Source organism: Mucilaginibacter sp. P4_E8, from assembly GCF_056401495.1.
On record NZ_JBFUJG010000019.1, the window covers coordinates 48,534 to 70,197 of the forward strand.

Consider the following 21,664-nt stretch of genomic DNA (forward strand, 5'->3'; position numbering starts at 1 on the left):
AATGGATCAAGGTACACCAAAGGCGCCGGGCAGGGGAATGGAGCGGCTATTTTTATTGCTGACCGGTATTGTGCTGGCTGTGTTGTTTGGTAAGCTTTATTTTGTGCTGCAGCAAAAGTTTGTTGATGTTGATAAACGGCTTAGGGACGGTACCATTGTAAATTTGAACGCGCCAAATACCGCCCGCAATGTTGCCGCTTTACTGCAAAAAGGATATTATTTTGATGACCCTAAAGATGTTGACTACATTAGGGCAACTATAGCAGCCAAAGCAAATGCCGGCCAGGAGTTTGATAATGCCGGGGAGCTCAACAAACGCAGATTCTATGTAAATGCCGATGATGCATTTGCAAATGGCGGCGAATCATTCAAAAAACGGGTCATCGTATCCCGCTCATTATTGGGTTATACCGGCGATGATTCCGTTCGTTTTACGCAGGAAAGAAATCACCCGCCGCAAATATCTACACAAACCGATCTTAACCTGGGCGAATACAGCATCAGGGGAACAATCAAAAATAAAAAACAACCAGTAGCCGGTGTATTGGTACGTTTGGCCCTGATACTACCGCAGGATAGTATTTACTCTGATGAGGAAACCGGATCAAAAGGCTCAACCACCGAAAATACCAAAGCCTATAAAAAGGTTTACGTTATTAATGCCGACAAAAAGCGCCAGCTGCAATCCCTTACTGCCTTTGCCCGTACTGATGCCGGCGGTAATTATGAATTTAAAAACCTGCCTACGGGTAAGGCTTTTGAAGTACTGCCCCTGCAGCCGGGTTTTGAGTTTGGCAGTTCGCAGGGCGTTGTGGAGCTAAACAAGGATAAAACACTCAACTTTTTCCAATTGCCGCATAGCATTAAGCTGCTATCCACCCGCGATTTTAATATCCTCAAAAAAGAGGGTGCCTTTATAGTACGTACACAAGACGATTTTAATGAATGGTACTTGGTAATTGCCGGCAGCTTTTTTGCAGGGTTCATCATTATTCACCTGCTACTCAGCAGCCGCTATCCACAGGCCGACCAACTAATACTGCCTTTAGTAATGCTGTTAACCGGTATCTCGTTCCTTACGTTATTATCATTACAAGATCCGCTACGCGATAGGTTTTTAGCTAAAGACACGCTTGTTTATCTTGGTATTGGCGTTGGTGGTATCTGCATACTGCAGTTATTTAACCTGCGCCGTTTTAATGCCGATTCTACCTTATACAGGTTATTGTTTTTTAAAGGCGTGCGCAGCGCGGCCAATGGCTGGCCCTGGGCTATTGTGGCTATGGGCATATTGTTCAGCACCATTTTATTTGGTACCGGGCCCGAGGGTAGCGGTGTAAAAGTGAACCTGTTGGGTTTTCAGCCAAGTGAGATCGTGAAATATCTGATCGTGATATTCCTGGCTGGTTTTTTTGCCGCTAACGAAAAGTTCATCAGCCAGTACGCCAGTTGGGGTAAGCGCTGGTCGTTCTTTTCATTTGCACTGATAGCCACTATTATTACCCTGCTGTTGTTTTTGGTACTGGGCGATTTAGGTCCGGCCATGGTGATCTGTTTTACATTCATCATCCTGTTCTCCTTTTCCCGCGGCGATTTTCTGCATACGGCTGGTTATGTGATATTGTTTGTACTGGCCACCTGGTTTTTTGAAAACGTTTGGCTCAGCGCGGCCATCACATTCGGGATCTGGGGCCTGGTAGCATTTTTAAAACCACGCCTGCTCAGCGAATCGGCATTTATGGCTTTGATCGTGATCACGGCATTTTTAACAATTGATAAAATACCTGGCCTGGATAAAATTATCCCCGGTCCGGTAGAGCGATTGGTAGAACGTAAAGCCATTTGGCAAGATCCCTGGAACAATGAAGTATATGGTGGCGACCAGGTAGCTAATGGTCTTTGGGCCATGGCAGGCGGCGGTTTAAGTGGCACGGGTGTAGGGCAGGGCTTTGCCAAAACCATCCCCGAAGCACATACCGATATGATACTGCCTTCCATTGGTGAAGAATTTGGATGGGCGGGCATGGCGGCTGTATTTATATTGTTCCTGCTTTATCTGCACCGGTCTATCATTATAGGCCGGCAAACAGGTACGCCTTTGTTGTTTTACCTTAGTGCGGGTATTGGTACCTGTACATTTGTGCAGTTTTTGCTGATAGCCGGTGGCTCCATAGGTGCATTGCCACTGTCGGGGGTATCGCTGCCTTTTGAAAGTTATGGTGGTTCATCGCTGGTAATCAATATGGTGGCTGCGGGTTTTTTGCTGTCTGTATCATCTGTAAAAGGTACGGCGGTACAAATGAGCTTTATCACCAAGCAGCAGGATAAAAATTTAGTGCCCGCATTGGCCGCGGCATTGGCCGCAGTGGTTTTACTCACCGTAAATGTATCGCGCTATAGCGCCGATAATAAACATTGGGTGGTGAAGCCAGCATTGGTGGCCGATAAAAGCGGTTTGCGCATGTTTAGCTATAACCCACGCATTGCTATCCTGATGAACAAGCTGCAGGCCGGTTCATTATTGGATCGTAACGGCCTGGTCCTGGCTACCAGCAAGCCGGAGTTGATAGAGAAGCAAAAAGACAAATTAGCCGCTACGGGATTGATGCATTATGATCTGGATTCGGCCATGCACAAGCGGCTGGACAGGTTTTATCCTTTCGAGGAGCAGATGTTTTTCTGGACGGGTGATGACAATACCGGTGTATTTAACGGCAGTACCAACGGCTACTTTGCCGAGTATGAGCACGCCGCCGAACTGCGCGGTTTTAAAATGCCCGTAACCAGCTATAATGTAAAGGCATCCCGTTTTCAGGAAGACCGGTTTTTACCTCGCGGGATGAAAGAGATGACCGTAAGCAAACGAGATTATAGCGCGCTGGCCCCATTGCTGCTGGCCGATATAAACGGGCCCGAAATAGCGGCATTTAAAAACAAGAACCGTGACGTGCAGCTTACTGTTGATGCCGAACTGCAAACCAGTATACAACAATCCATAGCTGCCGATACAGCTTTGTTGGATAATCGGGTTTCGGTTGTGGTGATGGAGGCTAACACAGGGGATGTACTGGCATCGGCAGTGTACCCTTTACCGCCGGTGCGTAACTGGGATCAACTGACCATGCCGCAGGCAGATCAGAATAAATTAGCTACCTGGATGACCACTACCGATCTTGGTTTTACGTATGCTTCGCAACCGGGTTCAACGGCCAAGGTGTTAACGGCCATGTCGGCATTTAATAAGTTAGGTATGAGCGCGGCAGATGTTGTATATCATGTAAGCATGAACGAGCGTATCCGTACCAAAGGTATTGAACCCGATGAAACCGGGATGATCAGTATGGAAAGGGCTATTGCCAAATCAAACAACGTATATTTTATAAAGCTGGCCAACCAGCAGCACCTGGAAGAGTATATGGCAAACCTGTATTTAAAAACCGGGATGTTTTTGCATGGTGTAGGCGGCTACTATTATAATAAACCGGTTCAGAATGATGAGCAGGAAGAAAAATGGCGCAATCTGTGGCGTAAAACCGAGTTTAATACCAAGCCGCGTTATGATCCTAATAATATTCATAAAACAAGGGCTAAAGGTATATCGGGTATGGCATGGGGCCAGGGTGAGTTGATCGCGACACCCGCGGCAGTAGCCAGGCTAATCTCGGGCGTGGCAAATGATGGTATATTACGCGCCAACCGTTTTGTGTTGAAAATTAACGATACGGTAATGGCTGTAAAAGGGGGTATAAAACTGGCCGAGAAACCGGAATACGCCGCCCTGCTCAAACAATATATGATAGCGCAAAGTGCGCCAAAAGTACCTATATTGCATATAGCTGTGGCAGGTAAGAGCGGTACGCCCGAGCGTATTGTAAAAAATAAAAGTGTAAACGATGGCTGGTATGTGTTTTTTGCACCCGAGGCTAAAGGCACCGGCAATATGGTGGTTTGTATTCGTATTGAATCAACCAAGGGATCATCAGATGCGGTGAGGTTAGCAGGGAATCACGTAATACCTTTCTTGCTGAAAAAGGGTTATATGAAAAGCTTTATACCCGAAAAGGTAGTGATGCCTGAAAAAGTACAGTCATCAGAAGAAATAAAGGTGCCGGAAGATACCGCATCAACAGAAGAAGTAAATCCATAAAAAGTATTAAGCATGGCATTTAATTTATTTAGCAATAACAAAAAGAAACGCGACTGGGATGTGAAAAGCTTGCGCGATGCCCTGTTGCGTTTTATAAAAGAAGCACTGCAAAAGGTAGAGGGCGGTGAGGGCGGCCATATTAAAGAACTGCTGCTTTTTATAGCCACGATACCCGAGGATAAACACCTGTACGAAGGGGCTGTGTATGTGCACGAAAAAGAGAAGTTCAGGAAAGAGGTACAAAAAATAGCTGATGATTATGCGCTTGACCTGCCCGCCGACTGGACAATTGAAGTTTCTTTTACAGACGAATTACCCATCGAGGCCACCAAAATACCTGAGCTCGATGCTGCTTTCCTGATGCATACCCGTAGACAGGTGATGCATAATGCCTCATCGGCGATAGCCTATATCAGGATACTGAGCGGCGAAGCTGAGCAGGAAGAATATGTGATAAAAGCTACAGACAATAAAATAAACATAGGCAGAGATAAAAAATCGGTTACGGATAATGGATCGTACCGCATAAATAAACTCATATTCCCGGCTGCCAGTACAGATGAGAGCAATAAGTTCATCAGCAGGCAACATGCCCATATTGAATGGGACAAAGATGCTGAACGCTTTATGATATTTGCCGATGAAGGAGGGGTGCCTCCAAGCAATAAAACCAAGATCCATATAGCTGCCGATGGCAAAATGATCAAATTAAACTCCACGCAGATCGGTCACCCAATGAACGAGGGCGACCAGGTGATCCTGGGCGAATCGGCAGTGTTTTTATTTAGTACTAAAGCTGAGGGGTAGGCAAGCATACCTTAATTAAGTTATGAAGATTGTTGATTAGACTCACCCGACCATCGCTGCGCTTGGTCACCCTCTCTTCGCCTTCGGCGGAAAGAGGGGATTAAAAAGTTTTTCATTTTAACTGTCATCCTGAGGAACGAAGGATCTACTCAACAACATGCATGTCGAATAATAGATGCTTCACTATGTTCAGCATGACAAACTTATTTTTCCTCCTTAACCCTCTTTGCGGCGAAGCCGCAGAGAGGGTCGCCCAGCGAAGCGCAGGCGGGGTGAGTCTCCTGTGCCATTTGCCAAAAAATACCTACCACCCTTTTTTCTTATCCTACATCAAGTGTAATCGTTGTTTTCCGGGGTAAATTTGAATCATCAATTAAAACAATTATTAATTTTTGATTTGAAAAGGAATACAATGGAAAATACAATAAACGGCATACATCACATTACTGCTATTGCAGGCGCTGCCAAAAAAAACTATGATTTTTATACAAGGGTACTGGGTTTAAGAATGGTAAAAAAAACGGTGAACTTTGATGATCCGAATACTTACCACTTATATTATGGCGACAAGGTAGGTACCCCCGGAACCATCCTTACATTTTTCCCGTGGGAAGGTATTTCTCCGGGTCGCAGGGGCGCACGTCAGGTTACTGAAATTGGTTACAGYGTACCTGAGGGCAGTTTGGATTTCTGGTTGAAAAGATTTGAAGCTAACAACATATTATACAACAAACCCGCCGAAAAATTTGGCGAGCAATACCTTACTTTTCTTGATCCTGATGGTTTGAAGTTGGAGCTGATTGTGCCTAAAACTGCCGATACCCGGTTGCCATGGGAAACAGCGGATGTTAAAGCAGAAAATGCTACCCGTGGTTTTCATAACATTACCATTACTTCAAATAAAATTGAAGCCACTGCCAAAATACTAACCGATGTGTTTGGTTACCGCCTGTTGGAACAACATGTAAACCGTTACCGTTTTATAACCGACGCGGTGGATAACGCTGCCATAGTTGACCTGGTTGAGGTAGCCGGGGAGGTAGCCGGACATGTTGCAGGAGGTTCAGTTCACCACGTGGCGTTCCGCGTTAAAAATGATGAGATATTAATGCAGTACCGTGAAAAAATAGCCGACCTGGGCTTACATATTACTGATAAGATAGACAGGAACTACTTTTACTCTTTATACTTCCGTGAACCAGGAGGCGTATTGTTTGAACTGGCTTCAGATAACCCTGGCTTCTCAGTTGATGAGCCGGTTGAACAATTAGGCAGCGGCCTTAAACTGCCCGCTCAGTATGAAAACATGCGCGAAGAGTTGGAAAAATCACTGCCATCATTAGTATAATTAAATGTTTTTATTTCCCTCTTGAGAGCTTCGATGTGTACACATCTTTTTAAAAAAAATGTCATTTCGATAGAGCCGGGGAAGGGAATGAGGGAGGCGCGAAAGAGAAACTATCTCTTGAGCGATAGCGAAAAATCTTCTACACCATGCAAAGTTCGTATGAAAAGTCGTAGAAGATTTCTCTCTATCGTTCGAAATGACATAGGGTTTGTTAACAGACCCCTCCCCAGGGGAATCGCACACAGCCTTTAAGAACACACAGAATTTTAATTGCACAGCACAATCATGTATACGCACAATAAACAAATAGTTACAGCGGGCACACCCGTTGAACAGGCTAAAAAAGCCATCATTATGCTGCATGGCCGTGGGGCATCAGCAGCAAGTATTATAACATTACAGTATCACCTGGAGCTTGATGGTTATGCCATTTTTGCACCACAAGCAACAGAACATAGCTGGTACCCTTACAGTTTTATGGCACCGGTAAGTAATAACCAGCCCGCCCTTGATTCGGCGCTGGCGGTTATTGGCGAATTGGTAGAGGATATCAAACAAAAAGGAATAGCTCAGGAAAATATTTATTTCCTGGGTTTTTCGCAGGGTGCTTGTTTAACCCTGGAGTATGTGACCCGCAATGCGGGCCGCTACGGTGGCATAATAGCTTTTACCGGTGGATTGATAGGCGAAAAACTGATCCATGATAATTACAAAGGTGATTTTAACCAAACCCCTATATTCATCACCACCGGCGACCCTGACCCGCATGTACCGGTGAGCCGCGTAAATGAAAGTGTAGCTATAATTCAGGGCCTCCATGCAAATGTAACCCTCGAAATTTATAAAACCCGTCCGCACACTATAACCGGCGAAGAATTGGCGTTGGCTAACGGAATATTAAAATAAGCAAATCCTTAAGAAAAAAAGAGCCATTGAGAGATGGCTCTTTTTTTGCGCTTTAAATCAACTACAAGGCAATGTTTAAAGCACGTTAGCTTACCTTATGATGTCAATAAACTAAATGTAAATACATTTCAATTTACTACAACCAATTCCTTGATAAATTGTTACCTCGTATAACTGACTGTTATTCAGGTTGATTTTACGGGTTGGTGTTTTATATAAACATTCGGTTAATATTAATTAAATTAACAATATGGTTTGATGTTAACCCGGTTGAAATATGTCCGATAAAAGAGCTTTAAGTGATATACAACTAATCGACCGCTTAAAACAGGACGATGAAACGGCACTATCGGCGATTTATAAAAGATACTGGGAAGTACTTTACACTTCAGCTTTTCATGTTTTAAAAGACAGACAGGTTTGCGAAGATATCATACAGGAATTATTCATCAAACTTTGGAACAACCGGTACAACACCCGCATCACCGTATCGTTAAAAGCTTATTTATATGCCTCCATCCGTTATGAAGTTTACCGGCAAATACGAACGGGCGCGGTAAGGGGCGATATTTATGATGATGTTTTACAACGCATACATGCCCCTGCAGTTTATGACAATATTGAATATAAAGAGCTAACCGCCCGGATAAGCTCAATAGTAAGCACCCTCCCCGAAAAATGCCGGGAGGTATACAAATTAAGCCGCGAAGAATGTTTAAGCCATAAGGAAATCGCGTCGCAATTAAACATATCTACCAAAACGGTCGAAAACCATCTAACCAAAGCCTTGCGGCAGCTCCGAACCTCTATAGGCAGTACGTTCCTGCTCCAGGTGCTGTTTCTTTTAATTAAAAAATAACGGTTACTTAATAATTAATAAATTTTTGATTGCTGCGTAGGGGATAAGCTGGTTTTTATACTCTCCTTAAAAAACCAGATTGTGCAGCAGCAGGAATTTTTACAACTTATTGATAAGTATTTAAACGGAACAACTTCTGCCGAAGAGGAGCGGTTGTTATTGGATTTTTTCGATAGTTTTCAGTCCACCCAGGGGTGGGACGAATCTGTATTGGGTGTAAAAGAGCAACTGGAGGCTAAAATGCTTAAGCGTTTGCAGCAAACTGTTTATCAGTCAAAAAAACAGCATCCGCCTAAAGTGATCAGGTTCTTTACCATGAGGAATGTAGCTGCAGCAGCAATTATACTGGTGGCTATCGGAGCCGGAACATACTACTATATTCAGCTAAACGCCAAACGGTCATTCATCGCCAATAGTACAAAAGCCATCAAGCACGATGTTGACCCGGGCAATAACAAAGCCATACTCACACTTGAAAATGGTGCCAAACTGGTATTGGATTCTGCCAAAATTGGCACCCTTGCCAAAAAAGGAAAGATCAGTATCAGAAAAACTAAAGACGGACAACTTATTTACGCGGTTGACAGGGGTAATGATGCTGCAACTAATGAACCAATTACCTATAACACTATCACTACGCCCCGCGGCGGCCAATACCAGGTTATACTGCCCGATGGCACAAAGGTTTGGCTAAACGCGGCTTCGTCATTAAAATTCCCTACTGCTTTTGCCGGTAACCAACGTAGTGTGGAGCTAACCGGCGAGGCTTATTTTGAGGTGGCAAAAAATACCGCGAAACCTTTCATGGTAAAAGTTGATAAGATGCAGGTAAAGGTTTTAGGCACCCATTTTAATATCATGGCCTATAGCGATGAAGCAGCGATAAAAACCACCCTGCTGGAAGGTGCCATTCAGTTAAACAATGGTAGTAAGCGTAATTTTCTGAAGCCCGGTCAGCAGGGCATTGTTAAGGATGATAATGTACAGGTTATTGATGCGGATACCGATGAGGCTATTGCCTGGAAAAACGGATTTTTTGAGTTTAGACGGGCAAGCATCCAGGATATTATGAAACAGCTTAGCAGGTGGTATGATACCGAGGTTACTTATGAAGGTAAAATACCTGATGATGAGTTTGTAGGTAAAATTGAGCGCAATGTAAAACTGTCACAGGTGCTTCATATTCTGGAGCTAAACCATGTCCATTTTAAAATTGAAAACAAAAAGATAACTGTAACTCCATAGCTAACTAAATTTTAAACAACTATTAAATATGACTATGACCAAACGCCGACGAATCCATTAACGCAACCACCCGCTGCTTATCCACAAAAAAACCGGAAGTGCTCGCAACACTCCCGGATTAGAATAGTTGGATCAAGCTTACTGAGAATCATTAACAGACACATTAACCCAAACTTGACGAAGTTATGCAATTAAACTTTAGGGGTAAAGTATTTTACGTTCCCCGTACATCAACATCAAAACTGTTTTTGACTATGAAATTAACGGTACTATTAGTTATTATCGGCTGCTTGCAGCTTAGCGCCAAAAGTTTCTCGCAAACTATAACACTAAGCACCAACAATGCTGCTATTGAAAAAGTATTTACCGCTATTGAAAAACAGAGCGGGTACTATTTTTTTTATAAATACAATGATATTAAGCTGGCCAGGCCGGTTACCGTAGCATTAAAAAACGCGTCGCTTGATGAAGCATTACAGCAGTGTTTTAAAAACGAGCCCTTTACTTACACTATTGAAAACAAAACAATTATTGTAAATAAAAAGGATGCGGCTGCAAGCAATACTGCCCCTGTGCCTATAACGGTGACCGGGCAGGTGGTAGACAAGCAAAACCAGCCGCTGCCGGGTGTTAATGTTAAAATAAAAGGAACAAACATAGGTGCGGTTACAGGGGTTGATGGTAAGTTTAGTTTGCAGGCCGAGGATAACGCCATACTGGTGTTTACGTTTGTAGGTTTTAAAGTAAAAGAGGAAGCGGTAAATAAACGGACTACTATCAATATTGTATTAGAAGATGATAATACCCAGCTAAACGAAGTGGTAGTAGTAGGCTATGGCCATCTGGAAAGAAAAGATGTTACGGGTGCCGTAGGTACTGTAAAAATGGCCAACATTAAAGAGATCAAAGCCGCCAGTGTCGATTTGAAACTTGCCGGTCAGCTTGCCGGTGTTACTGTAAACCAGGTAACAGGTACGCCGGGCGGTGGTGTTTCCGTTAACATCCGTGGCGCGGGATCAGTAGGTGCAGGTGATGATCCGTTATATGTGGTTGACGGTTTTCCTATTTCTCCTGGTTTTGATCAGTATTCAAATCCTTTAAGTACCATTAACCCCGATGATATTGAAAATATCAGTGTACTGAAAGATGCGGCTTCCACAGCCATCTATGGTTCACGCGGGTCTAACGGAGTTATCCTGATCACCACTAAAAGAGCTAAAAAGGGGGAGTCGACGGTTACTGTAAATACGTCAACAGGGATCCAGCGTATCTTGCCAAAAAGCAAGCTTAAAATGATGACGGCTGCTGAGTTTGCCCAATGGCGTACCGAGGCCATACAAGATGCAAATAAGGCCAATGGAACAGATAACCCCATACCTGATGAATACAAAAACCCGACATCACTTGGTAAAGGTACCGATTGGTTTGATGCCGTTACACGTGTTGCACCAATGCAAAACTATGATGTTACTGTATCAAATGGTACAGAGAAAGTACGGTCGTTGTTTTCTATGGGATATTTTAACCAGCAGGGTACTGTACTGAATACTGGTTTCAAAAGGTATTCTTTAAAAGGTAATATGGACGCTAATGTGGCCAAAAATTTAACCGTTGGCCTTAGTATAGCACCTACCTATAGCCTTAGGAATTTACAGGAAACAGATGGCCACTTTCAAACCGGTGTGTTGAGTCAGGCTTATCTGGAAAGTCCGTTGGTGCCTGTAAAGCAACCCGACGGCTCATTTACCAATGTGATCGGTTCGCCGGGAACATTCCAGAATGCCAACCCGGTGAGCGAGCTGGTGAATACCACAAATAAACGTAATGAGTTTCGCACCCTTGCCAATACCTATGCAGAATGGGTTATTATACCGGGTCTTACTTTACGTTCAACTTTTGGGGTCGATTATCAAACCAAATCGCAGGATTATTTCCGACCATCGTTCCTCGGTGCGTTCAACACGCCTAACCGCGACGGCACCCAGCAAAAGGCTATTGCCTCTGCCACATCGGCAAGCTCGTTTAACTGGCTTAACGAAAATTCCGTTAACTACAGAAAAACATGGGGAAACCATACTTTAGCCGTACTGGGCGACTATTCTATTCAGCAGGAAACAGATCGTAATCGTTTTACCTTCGCAACCGGTTTTCCTGATGATGCCGTTCATTCCGTTGGTGCCGGTACTATTATAACAGCGCCAAAAGATAATAATTTCGACGAAGACTGGCGCCTGCTCTCGTTAATAGCCAGAGTAAACTATGCTTATAAAGATAAATACCTGTTAAGCGGCTCCATCCGCCGGGATGGTTCATCGAGGTTTGCTCCTGGGCATCGGTGGGGTACGTTTCCGTCTGTATCGGGCGGGTGGCGAATTTCCGACGAATCCTTCTTCCCTAAAATACCTACTATTGATCAGCTGAAGTTTACAGCAAGCTATGGTTTGGCCGGTAATAACAATGTTGGCAACTATGATTATATACCAGATGTTGACCAAACCAACTATACTTTTGGCGGCAACCTGGTTCCGGGCGCTTCTATAACCACACTGGGAAATAAAGAATTGGGCTGGGAAACAACCCGCCAGCTTGATATTGGCATGGATCTTTCCCTGTTCAAGGGCCGTATCTATTTAATTGCCGAATATTATAATCGTTATACCAAAGATATGCTGCAATTCATTCCGGTACCTATTGTATCGGGCTATGGTGGTACATTAACCAATGTAGGCAACGTACGTAACCGGGGCTGGGAGTTTACCTTAACTACCAAAAATATTATTGGCAGCGGGTTTAACTGGTCAACAGACCTTAATATGTCGTTTAACCGCAACAAGGTTCTTGATCTGGGACCAACACCACAGATATATGATGCGCCTGCCAATGATAATCCAACCAGCATAACTAAGGTAGGTTTACCTTTAGGCCAATTTTACGGCTATGTATTTGAGGGCATATTTCAAAACCAGACCGACCTGGATAAATACCCACATTTTGACGGACAGGGAGTTGGTACTATCAGATATAAAGACATCAATGGTGATGGCGTTATTAATGGCGACGACCAGGGGCCTATCGGCAATCCGTTTCCTAAATTTACCTTTGGTTTTAATAATCACTTCTCGTACAGGAACTTTGATATGAATATCATTTCTGCAGGGTCGGTTGGCGGGCACGTGTTTGATATGTACAAACAGTTCACCACTAATCTGGACGGGGTTTTCAATGTAGAAAAGTCGGTGATGCAACGCTGGCGGTCAGAGCAGCAGCCTGGTGCCGGACTTTTACCAACCACCGTTTCAAATACCGACCTGGCCCGTGACTACTATCCGTCTTATTGGGTCGAGAGTAACTCCTACCTCATGGTCAAGAATATTGATTTGGGTTACAACTTTAAAACCAAATTCAGTAAAAATTTCAGGGTTTATTTCAGCGCTCAAAACGCCATCCTCATTACCGGCTATAAAGGTGGTAACCCCGAGGTTGGTATCGATGGGCAGCAGGGTAACAGGTCGCTTTCGCCAAATGTGAACTTTACAGGTTATCCTGTTTCTGCTGTTTACACTGTAGGTTGTAATGTGACATTTTAACGGATCTGCCAAATGAAAACTCAAACCATAACAACAGAAATCATGAAAATATATATATATATATCTTTGATCCTTACCGCTACCGGTGTTGCCGGCTGCAAAAAGGATTATCTGGACCGCAAGCCCACGTCTACCCAAAATACAGAGAATTTTTACAAAACACCCGCTCAATTCACTCAGGCCATTAACGGTGCCTACGCGCCGCTTCAGGGCTTATACAATGGCTCATTTTGGGCCATGGGCGAAATGCGATCTGATAATACATCCTATGAATATAATCCTAATGACCGCTCAGGCACCAACAAAGAGCAAATAGATGAATTCAGGGAGCTGAATAATAACGATTTGGTTGGGGCGTTTTTTGAGGCCAGCTATACCGGTATAGGTCGTTGTAATGTTATACTCGGCCGTTTACCTGCAGCTAAGCTTGATACAGCCACAACCAACGTTGTTTCCGGGCAGGCTAATTTTTTGCGGGCCTTTAATTATTTTAACCTGGTGCGCATGTTTGGCCGTGTTCCACTGGTGCTTACCGAAATACAGTCGGTGGGCGATGCTTATAAGGTAGCCACTAAGGCTGATGTAGATGCAGTTTACAATTCCATTATTACCGATGCCAAAAATGCCATAGCCCAGTTGCCGCTTAAATACTCAGGCGGGACGGATTCTGGCAGAGTAACCAAAGGTACAGCAGAAACCCTCTTAGCCGAGGTTTACATGACTCAGAAAAAATTTGACCTGGCCACTCCATTGCTCCGCAGCGTTATATCTTCAAATGTTTATATGCTTAATCCTAACTATGCCGATAATTTTGATATGGCGAAAGAGAATGGCCACGAATCCATCTTTGAGATACAGTATATTGAAGGACCTAATGGCCTGGGCAGCGATTTTATTGACACTTTTGTGCCCTGGGATGTGTATGATGATTCGGTAACGGGGTGGGAGATAGCCAACGGCGCGCAAAACGGCTGGAACATACCTACCCAGGACCTGCTTAACGCTTTTGAACCCGGCGATAAAAGAAGGGCCGCCGCTGTTGATGAAACCTTTACCTCCGATGAGTATGGCATCACCATGCCTTTTATAAAAAAATATCAGAGTAAAGCCGCAGTTCAGGGCATTACAGGCAATAATTTTCCGGTATATCGTTATTCAGATGTTTACCTGATGCTGGCCGAATGCCTGAACGAGCAGGGTTTTGCGGGCGGTGGCGATGCATTTAGGTATTTAAACCTGGTAAGGCATCGTGCAGGGCTAAAAGATAAAACAGCCGGGAACGCGAACCCTGCCTTAAACGTGGCAACCCAGGATGCTTTCCGTGATGCCATAGCGCATGAACGGCAAGTTGAACTATGTTTTGAAAATCACCGCTGGTTTGACTTGCTGCGTACAGGAAAAGCTGCTGGTGTAATGACAGCCCATGGTGCCAGAGAAAAAGCATTTAAAAAACCCTATTGGACGGTCAATTCGGCTGCTTATTCCAATATTCGGCTGCTTTTCCAATATCCCTTAAATGAAGGGAATCTGGAACATTAATAATGTAATTATGGCTTCATGAAACTTTCATGGAGCCACAATACGTTTATAGCTTATATAATCTTAATATTGTAACAAATGGATCATATTTAACTTTATTAAGTAAAAAAATGTGTTGTATGTTAAAACAAAATCGTTCTAAAGCTATATTTTAATAGCATGAATTACATAGCCGAAAAGGGTGTGCCCCAAAAGGTATACTTAATTATCGTTATATTATTTTTTTTCCTTCATAAGGGCTTTTCACAGGTTCAAAATATGCCTGTTAATTTCAAGGTTGATAATCTGATATGTGAGTATAAAGTTAATCCTATAGCTGTTGATGTGGCAAACCCGCGCCTGAGCTGGAAACTGATCACACAGGATAGGAATATTCAGCAAACGTATTATGAAATACGGGTTGGCAGCAATGCGGTATCATTAACAAAAGGTCAGGATTTAATATGGACATCTGGTAAGATACCATCTGATCAGTCAGTACATGTTTATTATGGCGGCCCTACGCTTACATCACGTCAAAAGTGCTACTGGCAGGTTAGGGTTTGGAATAATAAGAACCAGGTAACACCCTGGAGTATGGTAAACTTCTGGAAAATGGGCCTACTTAAACCCGAAGACTGGACGGCTAAATGGATTCAGGATAACTATGTATCTGATACCACCGGCGGTCCAAGCCCAATGTTCCGTAAGGCTTTTAAATTAGATCATAAAATACGTGCTGCTCATTTGTATGTAACCGCGCATGGCGTATTTGAAGCACAGATCAACGGCAAAAGAGTTGGGAACGATTATTTTACCCCCGGATGGACAAGCTATAACAAAAGGATCCAATACCAGGTATATGATGTTACATCGATGCTTAAAAAAGGTGATAATGCCACGGGGGTAACTATTGGCGATGGCTGGTACCGCGGCTATACCTATAACCGTAAAAAAGATGTATATGGTAAAAAACTCGGCTTGCTTTATCAGCTCGAAGTGGTTTATACCAATGGTAAGCGAGTGATCATTACTTCTGATAAAAGCTGGAAAGTGGCTTATGGTCCAATTCGCGCCTCTTCATTTTTTGATGGTGAGGTTTATGATGCCCGCAAAGAAAAAACCGGATGGACAAATCCTACTTATCGTGACCTCACCTGGGATACAGTAAAAACTGATGAAACTATAAAGAGTAACCTGATAGCAACGGCTGGCCCAACGGTAAAAAAACATGAGAAGTTTTTACCACTTAAAGTATTTACCACACCCGAGGGCGACAGGGTGGTTGATTTTGGCCAGAACCTGGTAGGCTGGGTGCAATTTAAGCTAAAGGCCAATGCGGGCGATACCATGAAGCTTTACCACGCCGAGGTGCTTGATCAGAAAGGTAATTTTTACACCAAGAACCTGCGTACGGCCAAGCAGGAAATTACCTATGTTTTTAAAGACGATAGTGTTGCAACCTTTGAACCGCATTTTACTTTTCAGGGCTTTCGTTTTCTGAAGGTAGTAGGATATAAAGGCCCGCTTGATTCAACCAACCTGGCTGCTTATGCTTTATATTCAGATATGGCACAAACGGGGCAGTTCTCCACATCAAACCCGCTCATAAACCAATTGCAGCATAATATACAATGGGGTCAAAAAGGTAACTTTATTGATATACCTACAGATTGCCCTCAACGCGATGAACGCATGGGCTGGACTGGCGACGCGCAGGCCTTTTGCCGTACTGCTACCTTTAATATGGATGTGGCCGGCTTTTTTACCAAATGGCTTAAAGATCTGTCGGCCGATCAGCATAAGGATGGCGCGGTGCCTTATGTAGTACCCAATGTGTTGGATAGTGTTTCCGCCGCAGCGTCTGGCTGGAGCGATGTGGCTACCATTGGCCCCTGGAACATTTACCTGGCCTATGGCGATAAGCAGGTATTGCAGCAGCAGTACGAAAGCATGAAGGCCTGGGTGGGCTACATACAGCTTCATAGCCGAAATTACCTTTGGGATACCGGTAACCACTTTGGTGATTGGTTGTTTTATGCTGGCACAAATTATGAGGATGGCGCCGCTCTTACCGATAAAAATTTGATAGCACAGGCATTTTATGCTCATTCAACGCAATTATTGATCAATGCTGCAAAAATATTGGGCAGAAATGAGGATGTACAAAAGTACACCCTGTTATTATATAACATTAAAAAAGCATTTCAAAGTGAATATGTAACCCCCAATGGGCGTATGATATCAGGTACACAAACCTCCTATGTGCTGGCTTTGAACTTTGATCTGCTGCCCGAAAATTTACGGGAGTCGGCTGCAAAAAGACTGGTACATAATATTGAAGATTATGACGAACATATCACTACCGGATTTTTAGGTACACCCTATATCTGCCATGTGCTAAGCCGTTTTGGGCATACCGATATTGCTTATGATCTGCTTATGAAAGAGTCGTACCCATCATGGCTTTATCCTGTAAAAAACGGGGCAACTACTATCTGGGAGCGTTGGGATGGTATTAAACCCGATAAGAGTTTTGAAGATCCTGAAATGAACTCTTTTAATCATTATGCTTATGGCGCTATTGGCGACTGGATGTACCGGGTTATTGCGGGCATAAACACTGACGAAAGTTCGCCGGGTTTCCATAAAATAATCATCGCGCCCCATCCGGGTGGAAAGCTTACCAGCACACAGGCCGAGCTGGAAACTTTATATGGCAAGGTGAAATCTGCATGGAGTATTGACAACGGCATATTTACGCTTGATGTGATTGTGCCGCCTAATACCACAGCCCAGATCGTGCTGCCATCCGTAACCGATCAGATCACGGAGAGTGGCCTGGATATTAATACCGAAAAAGAAATTACCGGGATTCAAAAAATAGGTAATGACGCGCAGTTAAACGTAGGCTCGGGCACTTATCATTTTGTGTATACCTTAAAAACTTACGGTAAACACATTAATTAGAAATTAGGGCAAATGAAATGGAGTTTATGTATCGCGACATTTTTTACCATAACAACTGTAAACGCCCAGGTTTATAAAGACCCTAAAGCGCCTGTTGAGATACGTGTAAAGGACTTGCTTAGCCGCATGACACTTGACGAAAAGGTAGGGCAAATGAGCATGAACAGCTTAAAAGGCTCGTTGGATAATCCCATCGCTTATGGCGTTTGCGAAAGCCCGTTCGTTACCATAAATGAAATTGCAGCATTATCCATTAAAGCAAAAAAGTATGCCTGCGAAAAAACACGTTTGGGTATTCCACCTATACAAATAGGAGAATGCCTGCATGGGCAACTGGCTTCGGGAGCTACCATATTTCCACAGGCCATAGCCCAGGGGAGCAGTTGGAACCCTATGCTGATCAGGCAAATGAGCTCGGTTATCGCTTACGAAGCATCTTCATCAGGTGTTGATCAGGCACTATCACCATTGTTTGACCTCATCCGCGATCCTCGCTTTGGCCGGGTTGAGGAATGTTATGCCGAAGATCCTTACCTGGTGAGCCAAATGGGTACAGCCTTTGTAACCGGCATGCAAGGCGACGCGAAGGGGAGTTTAATAGGTTTAGGCAAGGATAAAATAATGTGTACAGCCAAACATTTTGCCGCTTATAGTATTCCGGTGGCTGGTATTAACCTGGCGCCTGCATCCATCGGCGAGCGCGAATTGCGTTCTATGTTTTTAGTGCCATTCAGGGATGCGGTACAAAAGGCCAACATATATTCGGTAATGCCGTCATACAATGAGATGGACGGCGTACCGGCACATGCCAATCGCTTTTTGCTGGATCAGGTATTACGCAAGGAATGGGGTTTTAAGGGTTATGTGTTTTCTGATTATGAGGGGTTAAGGATGTTATACAGTTTTCAGCATATCGCTAAAAATGCAGAAGATGCTGCTCCCGAAGCCCTAAATGCCGGCGTGGATCTGGAAGCCCCCAAGCCTGATGTGTATGCCAAACTAATTGAATTGGTTAAAGCTGGTAAGGTAAAAGAGGCACAGATTGATACCGCCGTAGCCCGCATCCTGACAGTCAAATTTAAAGCGGGCTTGTTTGAAAAACCTTTGGTTGATACCCTGCAGCTTAAAAAGCGGGTACATACCCCGGCGCACATCGCCCTGTCGCAACAAATAGCTGAGGAATCCATTATCCTGTTAAAAAATGATAAACAGTTGTTGCCATTAAATATAAATACCCTAAAATCGCTGGCTGTAATTGGCCCCAATGCCAACCAGGTGCAATACGGCGATTACAGTTCTACCCGCGACAATCGCTCTGGTACTACCATTTTGGATGGCATTAAGGAATTGGTAGGCAATAAAGTAAGGATCAATTATGCCAAAGGCAGCACCTTATCAGGGCACAACAAAAGTGGATTTGCCGAGGCCATTACTGCCGCTAAGAACAGTGATGCTGTGGTTGTAGTATTGGGTACTACCAGCGTAGTGTTTTCGGGCGTCGGGTGGAACGGTCATGCCCCTGAAAGTGAGCCCAAAGACCCCTTTACCTGTGGCGAGGGTTATGACGTTACCGATATAAACCCCGAAGGTGTGCAGCGCGAACTGTTGCAGGAAATTTATAAAACCGGTAAACCCGTGATATTGGTGCTGGTACATGGCCGCCCCTGGAGCATCGGTTGGGAAAAGGAAAACATCCCGGCGATATTGGAGGCCTGGTACCCTGGCGAAAGGGGTGGTGCGGCTGTGGCAAATATCCTGTTTGGTAAGGTAAACCCCTCTGGCAGGTTAAACGTATCTATCCCGCAATCTGTGGGGCATATTCCGGTATTTTATAATCATGTAACCTCCAATAAAGGTTTTTACCATAATCCGGGTTCGCCTGATAAACCTGGTCAGGATTATGTTTTTTCATCAGCTGATGTATTGTTTCCTTTTGGTTATGGTTTAAGTTATACCTCTTTCAAATACAGTAATATGCAGGTTTCGGCTACTTCATTTGATAAAAACCAGGAGGTGCAGGTTTCAGTTGATGTAACCAATACGGGCAATGTGTTGGGTAAAGAGGTGGTACAAATGTACCTCGGCAATAAAGTAAACTCAGTTACTACGCCGGTAATGGCCTTAAAAGGTTTTGATAAGGTCAGTCTGAAACCCGGTGAAACCAAAACGGTAAAATTCACCGTAAAGCCGGATGATATTGCCATCTGGAATACCGATATGAAACAGGTAACAGAACCCGGTACATTTGATGTAATGATAGCCCGCTCGGCAGAGGATGTTGTGCTTAAAAAAACGCTGGAATATAAAGAGTAAGCTATGCGCTATAAAAGCCTTTTAAACCGGTAGCCTAAAATGGGTTCAATGTTAATGCTCCTCACTATTTTCCATTCCTTTAATTCGGAAATAAAAATGGGAGCTTCCAATCCTGAATTTATAGATGCCTGTGTATAAAAAGCAGCGCGTGCAGGATGATCGGGCGAACAAGCGTTAAACAAATAACCATATACCTTCATATCAATAATAGCCATACTTAAACCAATGCAGTCATCAAGATGGATCAGGTTCACAGGGGCCTTGCCATTTGGTATATCCTTTTTTTCGGCAAAAAATCTGCCCGGGTCACGGCCAGGGCCAATTAATCCAGCAAAGCGAATGATGGTCGTTTTAAATGATGTTTCCGCTCTGAAGAGATCCTCAGCTGCCAGTAATATTTTGCCGGCTTCGGTATTGGGTTGAGGGTCTATATCTTCATTCACCTCATTATTTAAATCAGCATAAACACCGGTCGAGCTAATGAAAATTACATTTTTAATACCTTGCTGCTTTGCCATACTGATCATGCGCTGTATCTTATAAATGTAATTTGGTCCTTCGCCTGATCTGCTTTTTGGAGGGATGGCAACTAATAATACATCGCAATTGAAAAAAACGGCATCATAATTTTCATCCTCCAGTAAAAAATTAACCAGGTAAGGTTCAATCCCTTCAGCCGCTAATGCCTCCAATTTTTGTGGCGATGTAGTTGATCCTTTAACATGATAACCGGTATTTACTAACGTTTTTGCCAGCGCAGTTCCGTACCAGCCGCAACCTAAAATACTGATGTTTATTACCTGTGGCATTGCTGATAAGTACCCTTATTTAATGGATTGGCGCAAAGGTAATTAAATATTTAAAGCGGTTAAATGACCTAATTATACATTTATTCCTTAAACTTTTTGCGCCCGATAATCGTTGATGTTGTATGAAGAAAGAGATTTTGGCAACATCTGTTGTTTTAGGTTTAACTGCTTTAGCGCTGCAAGCCAGGAATAAACCATTAGAAACTGTTAAGTACGTTGAACTAAAAAAATACCTGGGCACCTGGTTTGAAATAGCTGCCTTTCCGCAAAGTTTTGAAAAAGGATGTAGTTGTACATCGGCAACTTACGGCTTAAATACCGATGGTACTCTAATTGTGAAAAATCGTTGTATCAGGAATAATAAGTTAAAAATAACCGAAGGCAGGGCCTTTGTAAGCGATAATACCAATGCGAAATTAGAAGTACAGTTTTATTGGCCTTTTCGCGGTAAATACTGGATCATTGACCTTGCACGTGATTACAGCTATGCTGTAGTAGGACATCCCAACCGCAATTACCTATGGATATTAAGCCGTCGCCCTACTTTGGATGAGCACACCTATAATCAATTAGTAGTTAATGCAGCCAATAAGGGTTTTGACGTAAGGCAGCTGGTGAAGACCGAGCAGATAGCTGATGTATCAAGTATTTAGTGTGATAGCTTTTTATGGACAAATAGGCTTTAAACGCGCTTATTTAATTTTGTTATAGTATTTTACAATCCGGTATTTAGGATCAATAGTTTCATTGTTATATGTTAAAGTAAGTGTATCTGTGCTTATGAGTGCAATATTCCAATGTTCATAGTATCCGGTACGAGCATAAAAAAACTTTAAGGTGTTTAATGAATAGGTAAAGCCACCCAACCCATAGTTACTCTCGCCGCTACCGTTATGATTGAAGTTTAGTATTTCATAGTTTGTTCTGGCTGTTGTATCAACAGTATTTTTTTCGGTATCAGGAGGAAAATATGTTCTTGTAGTTTTGAACAGTTTCCATTCGCCCGAGATCTTTTCATAAGGGATCTTGTCCTTTTTGCAGGAATACAATAAGGCTATAATACAAATTGCAGGTAATAGTCTCTTCATAAGTTAAAGATTGCAATTATCATTTAACGTATTAGTAAATAGCTTATTACATGTGCTTGGTTAATGA

General features: G+C 43.4%; 13 protein-coding genes. 11 read left to right on the forward strand and 2 right to left on the reverse strand.

Annotation, left to right across the window (positions count from 1 at the left end):
• Position 1 precedes the first annotated feature (1 nt).
• The 10 genes from AC1DRQ_RS10760 (at position 2) to AC1DRQ_RS10805 (ending at position 19,700) form a co-directional block, all read left to right on the forward strand.
• Positions 2–4,147 (forward strand): FtsW/RodA/SpoVE family cell cycle protein, encoded by a 4,146-nt coding sequence (locus AC1DRQ_RS10760; protein ID WP_477424280.1) that lies wholly within the window; start codon positions 2–4, stop codon positions 4,145–4,147.
• Positions 4,148–4,159: 12 nt separating this feature from the next.
• A complete protein-coding gene (locus AC1DRQ_RS10765) occupies positions 4,160–4,954 on the forward strand; it encodes an FHA domain-containing protein (RefSeq protein WP_477424281.1) in 795 nt (264 codons plus the stop codon).
• Between the two features lie 412 nt (positions 4,955–5,366).
• Positions 5,367–6,302, forward strand: a complete 936-nt coding sequence (locus AC1DRQ_RS10770; protein WP_429398051.1) for a ring-cleaving dioxygenase — start codon at positions 5,367–5,369, stop codon at positions 6,300–6,302.
• Positions 6,303–6,587: 285 nt separating this feature from the next.
• Complete coding sequence (locus AC1DRQ_RS10775) at positions 6,588–7,208, forward strand: alpha/beta hydrolase (protein WP_477424283.1); 621 nt, start codon at positions 6,588–6,590, stop codon at positions 7,206–7,208.
• A 277-nt stretch (positions 7,209–7,485) separates the two neighbouring features.
• Positions 7,486–8,067: an RNA polymerase sigma-70 factor gene (locus tag AC1DRQ_RS10780; RefSeq protein ID WP_477424285.1), complete on the forward strand. Its 582-nt coding sequence runs from the start codon at positions 7,486–7,488 to the stop codon at positions 8,065–8,067.
• Positions 8,068–8,148: 81 nt separating this feature from the next.
• A complete protein-coding gene (locus tag AC1DRQ_RS10785; RefSeq protein ID WP_477424287.1) occupies positions 8,149–9,312 on the forward strand; it encodes a FecR family protein in 1,164 nt (387 codons plus the stop codon).
• Between the two features lie 185 nt (positions 9,313–9,497).
• Positions 9,498–12,899, forward strand: coding sequence for a TonB-dependent receptor (locus AC1DRQ_RS10790; protein WP_477424288.1), 3,402 nt, complete (start codon positions 9,498–9,500; stop codon positions 12,897–12,899).
• A 42-nt stretch (positions 12,900–12,941) separates the two neighbouring features.
• Positions 12,942–14,438, forward strand: a complete 1,497-nt coding sequence (locus tag AC1DRQ_RS10795) for a RagB/SusD family nutrient uptake outer membrane protein (RefSeq protein WP_477424290.1) — start codon at positions 12,942–12,944, stop codon at positions 14,436–14,438.
• Between the two features lie 258 nt (positions 14,439–14,696).
• Positions 14,697–17,387, forward strand: coding sequence for a family 78 glycoside hydrolase catalytic domain (locus tag AC1DRQ_RS10800; RefSeq protein WP_477424291.1), 2,691 nt, complete (start codon positions 14,697–14,699; stop codon positions 17,385–17,387).
• 12 nt (positions 17,388–17,399) lie between these two features.
• Positions 17,400–19,700 carry a glycoside hydrolase family 3 N-terminal domain-containing protein gene (locus AC1DRQ_RS10805; protein ID WP_477424293.1) on the forward strand — a complete coding sequence of 767 codons (2,301 nt, stop codon included), beginning with the start codon at positions 17,400–17,402 and terminating at the stop codon, positions 19,698–19,700.
• An 8-nt stretch (positions 19,701–19,708) separates the two neighbouring features.
• On the opposite strand, the gene AC1DRQ_RS10810 is transcribed toward AC1DRQ_RS10805, so the two are convergent.
• Positions 19,709–20,509 carry an SDR family oxidoreductase gene (locus AC1DRQ_RS10810; protein WP_477424294.1) on the reverse strand — a complete coding sequence of 267 codons (801 nt, stop codon included), beginning with the start codon at positions 20,507–20,509 and terminating at the stop codon, positions 19,709–19,711.
• Positions 20,510–20,631: 122 nt separating this feature from the next.
• Between AC1DRQ_RS10810 and AC1DRQ_RS10815 the strand changes: the two genes are divergently transcribed.
• Positions 20,632–21,162 (forward strand): lipocalin family protein, encoded by a 531-nt coding sequence (locus AC1DRQ_RS10815; protein WP_477424296.1) that lies wholly within the window; start codon positions 20,632–20,634, stop codon positions 21,160–21,162.
• Positions 21,163–21,201: 39 nt separating this feature from the next.
• On the opposite strand, the gene AC1DRQ_RS10820 is transcribed toward AC1DRQ_RS10815, so the two are convergent.
• A complete protein-coding gene (locus AC1DRQ_RS10820; protein WP_477424298.1) occupies positions 21,202–21,597 on the reverse strand; it encodes a hypothetical protein in 396 nt (131 codons plus the stop codon).
• Positions 21,598–21,664 lie beyond the last annotated feature (67 nt).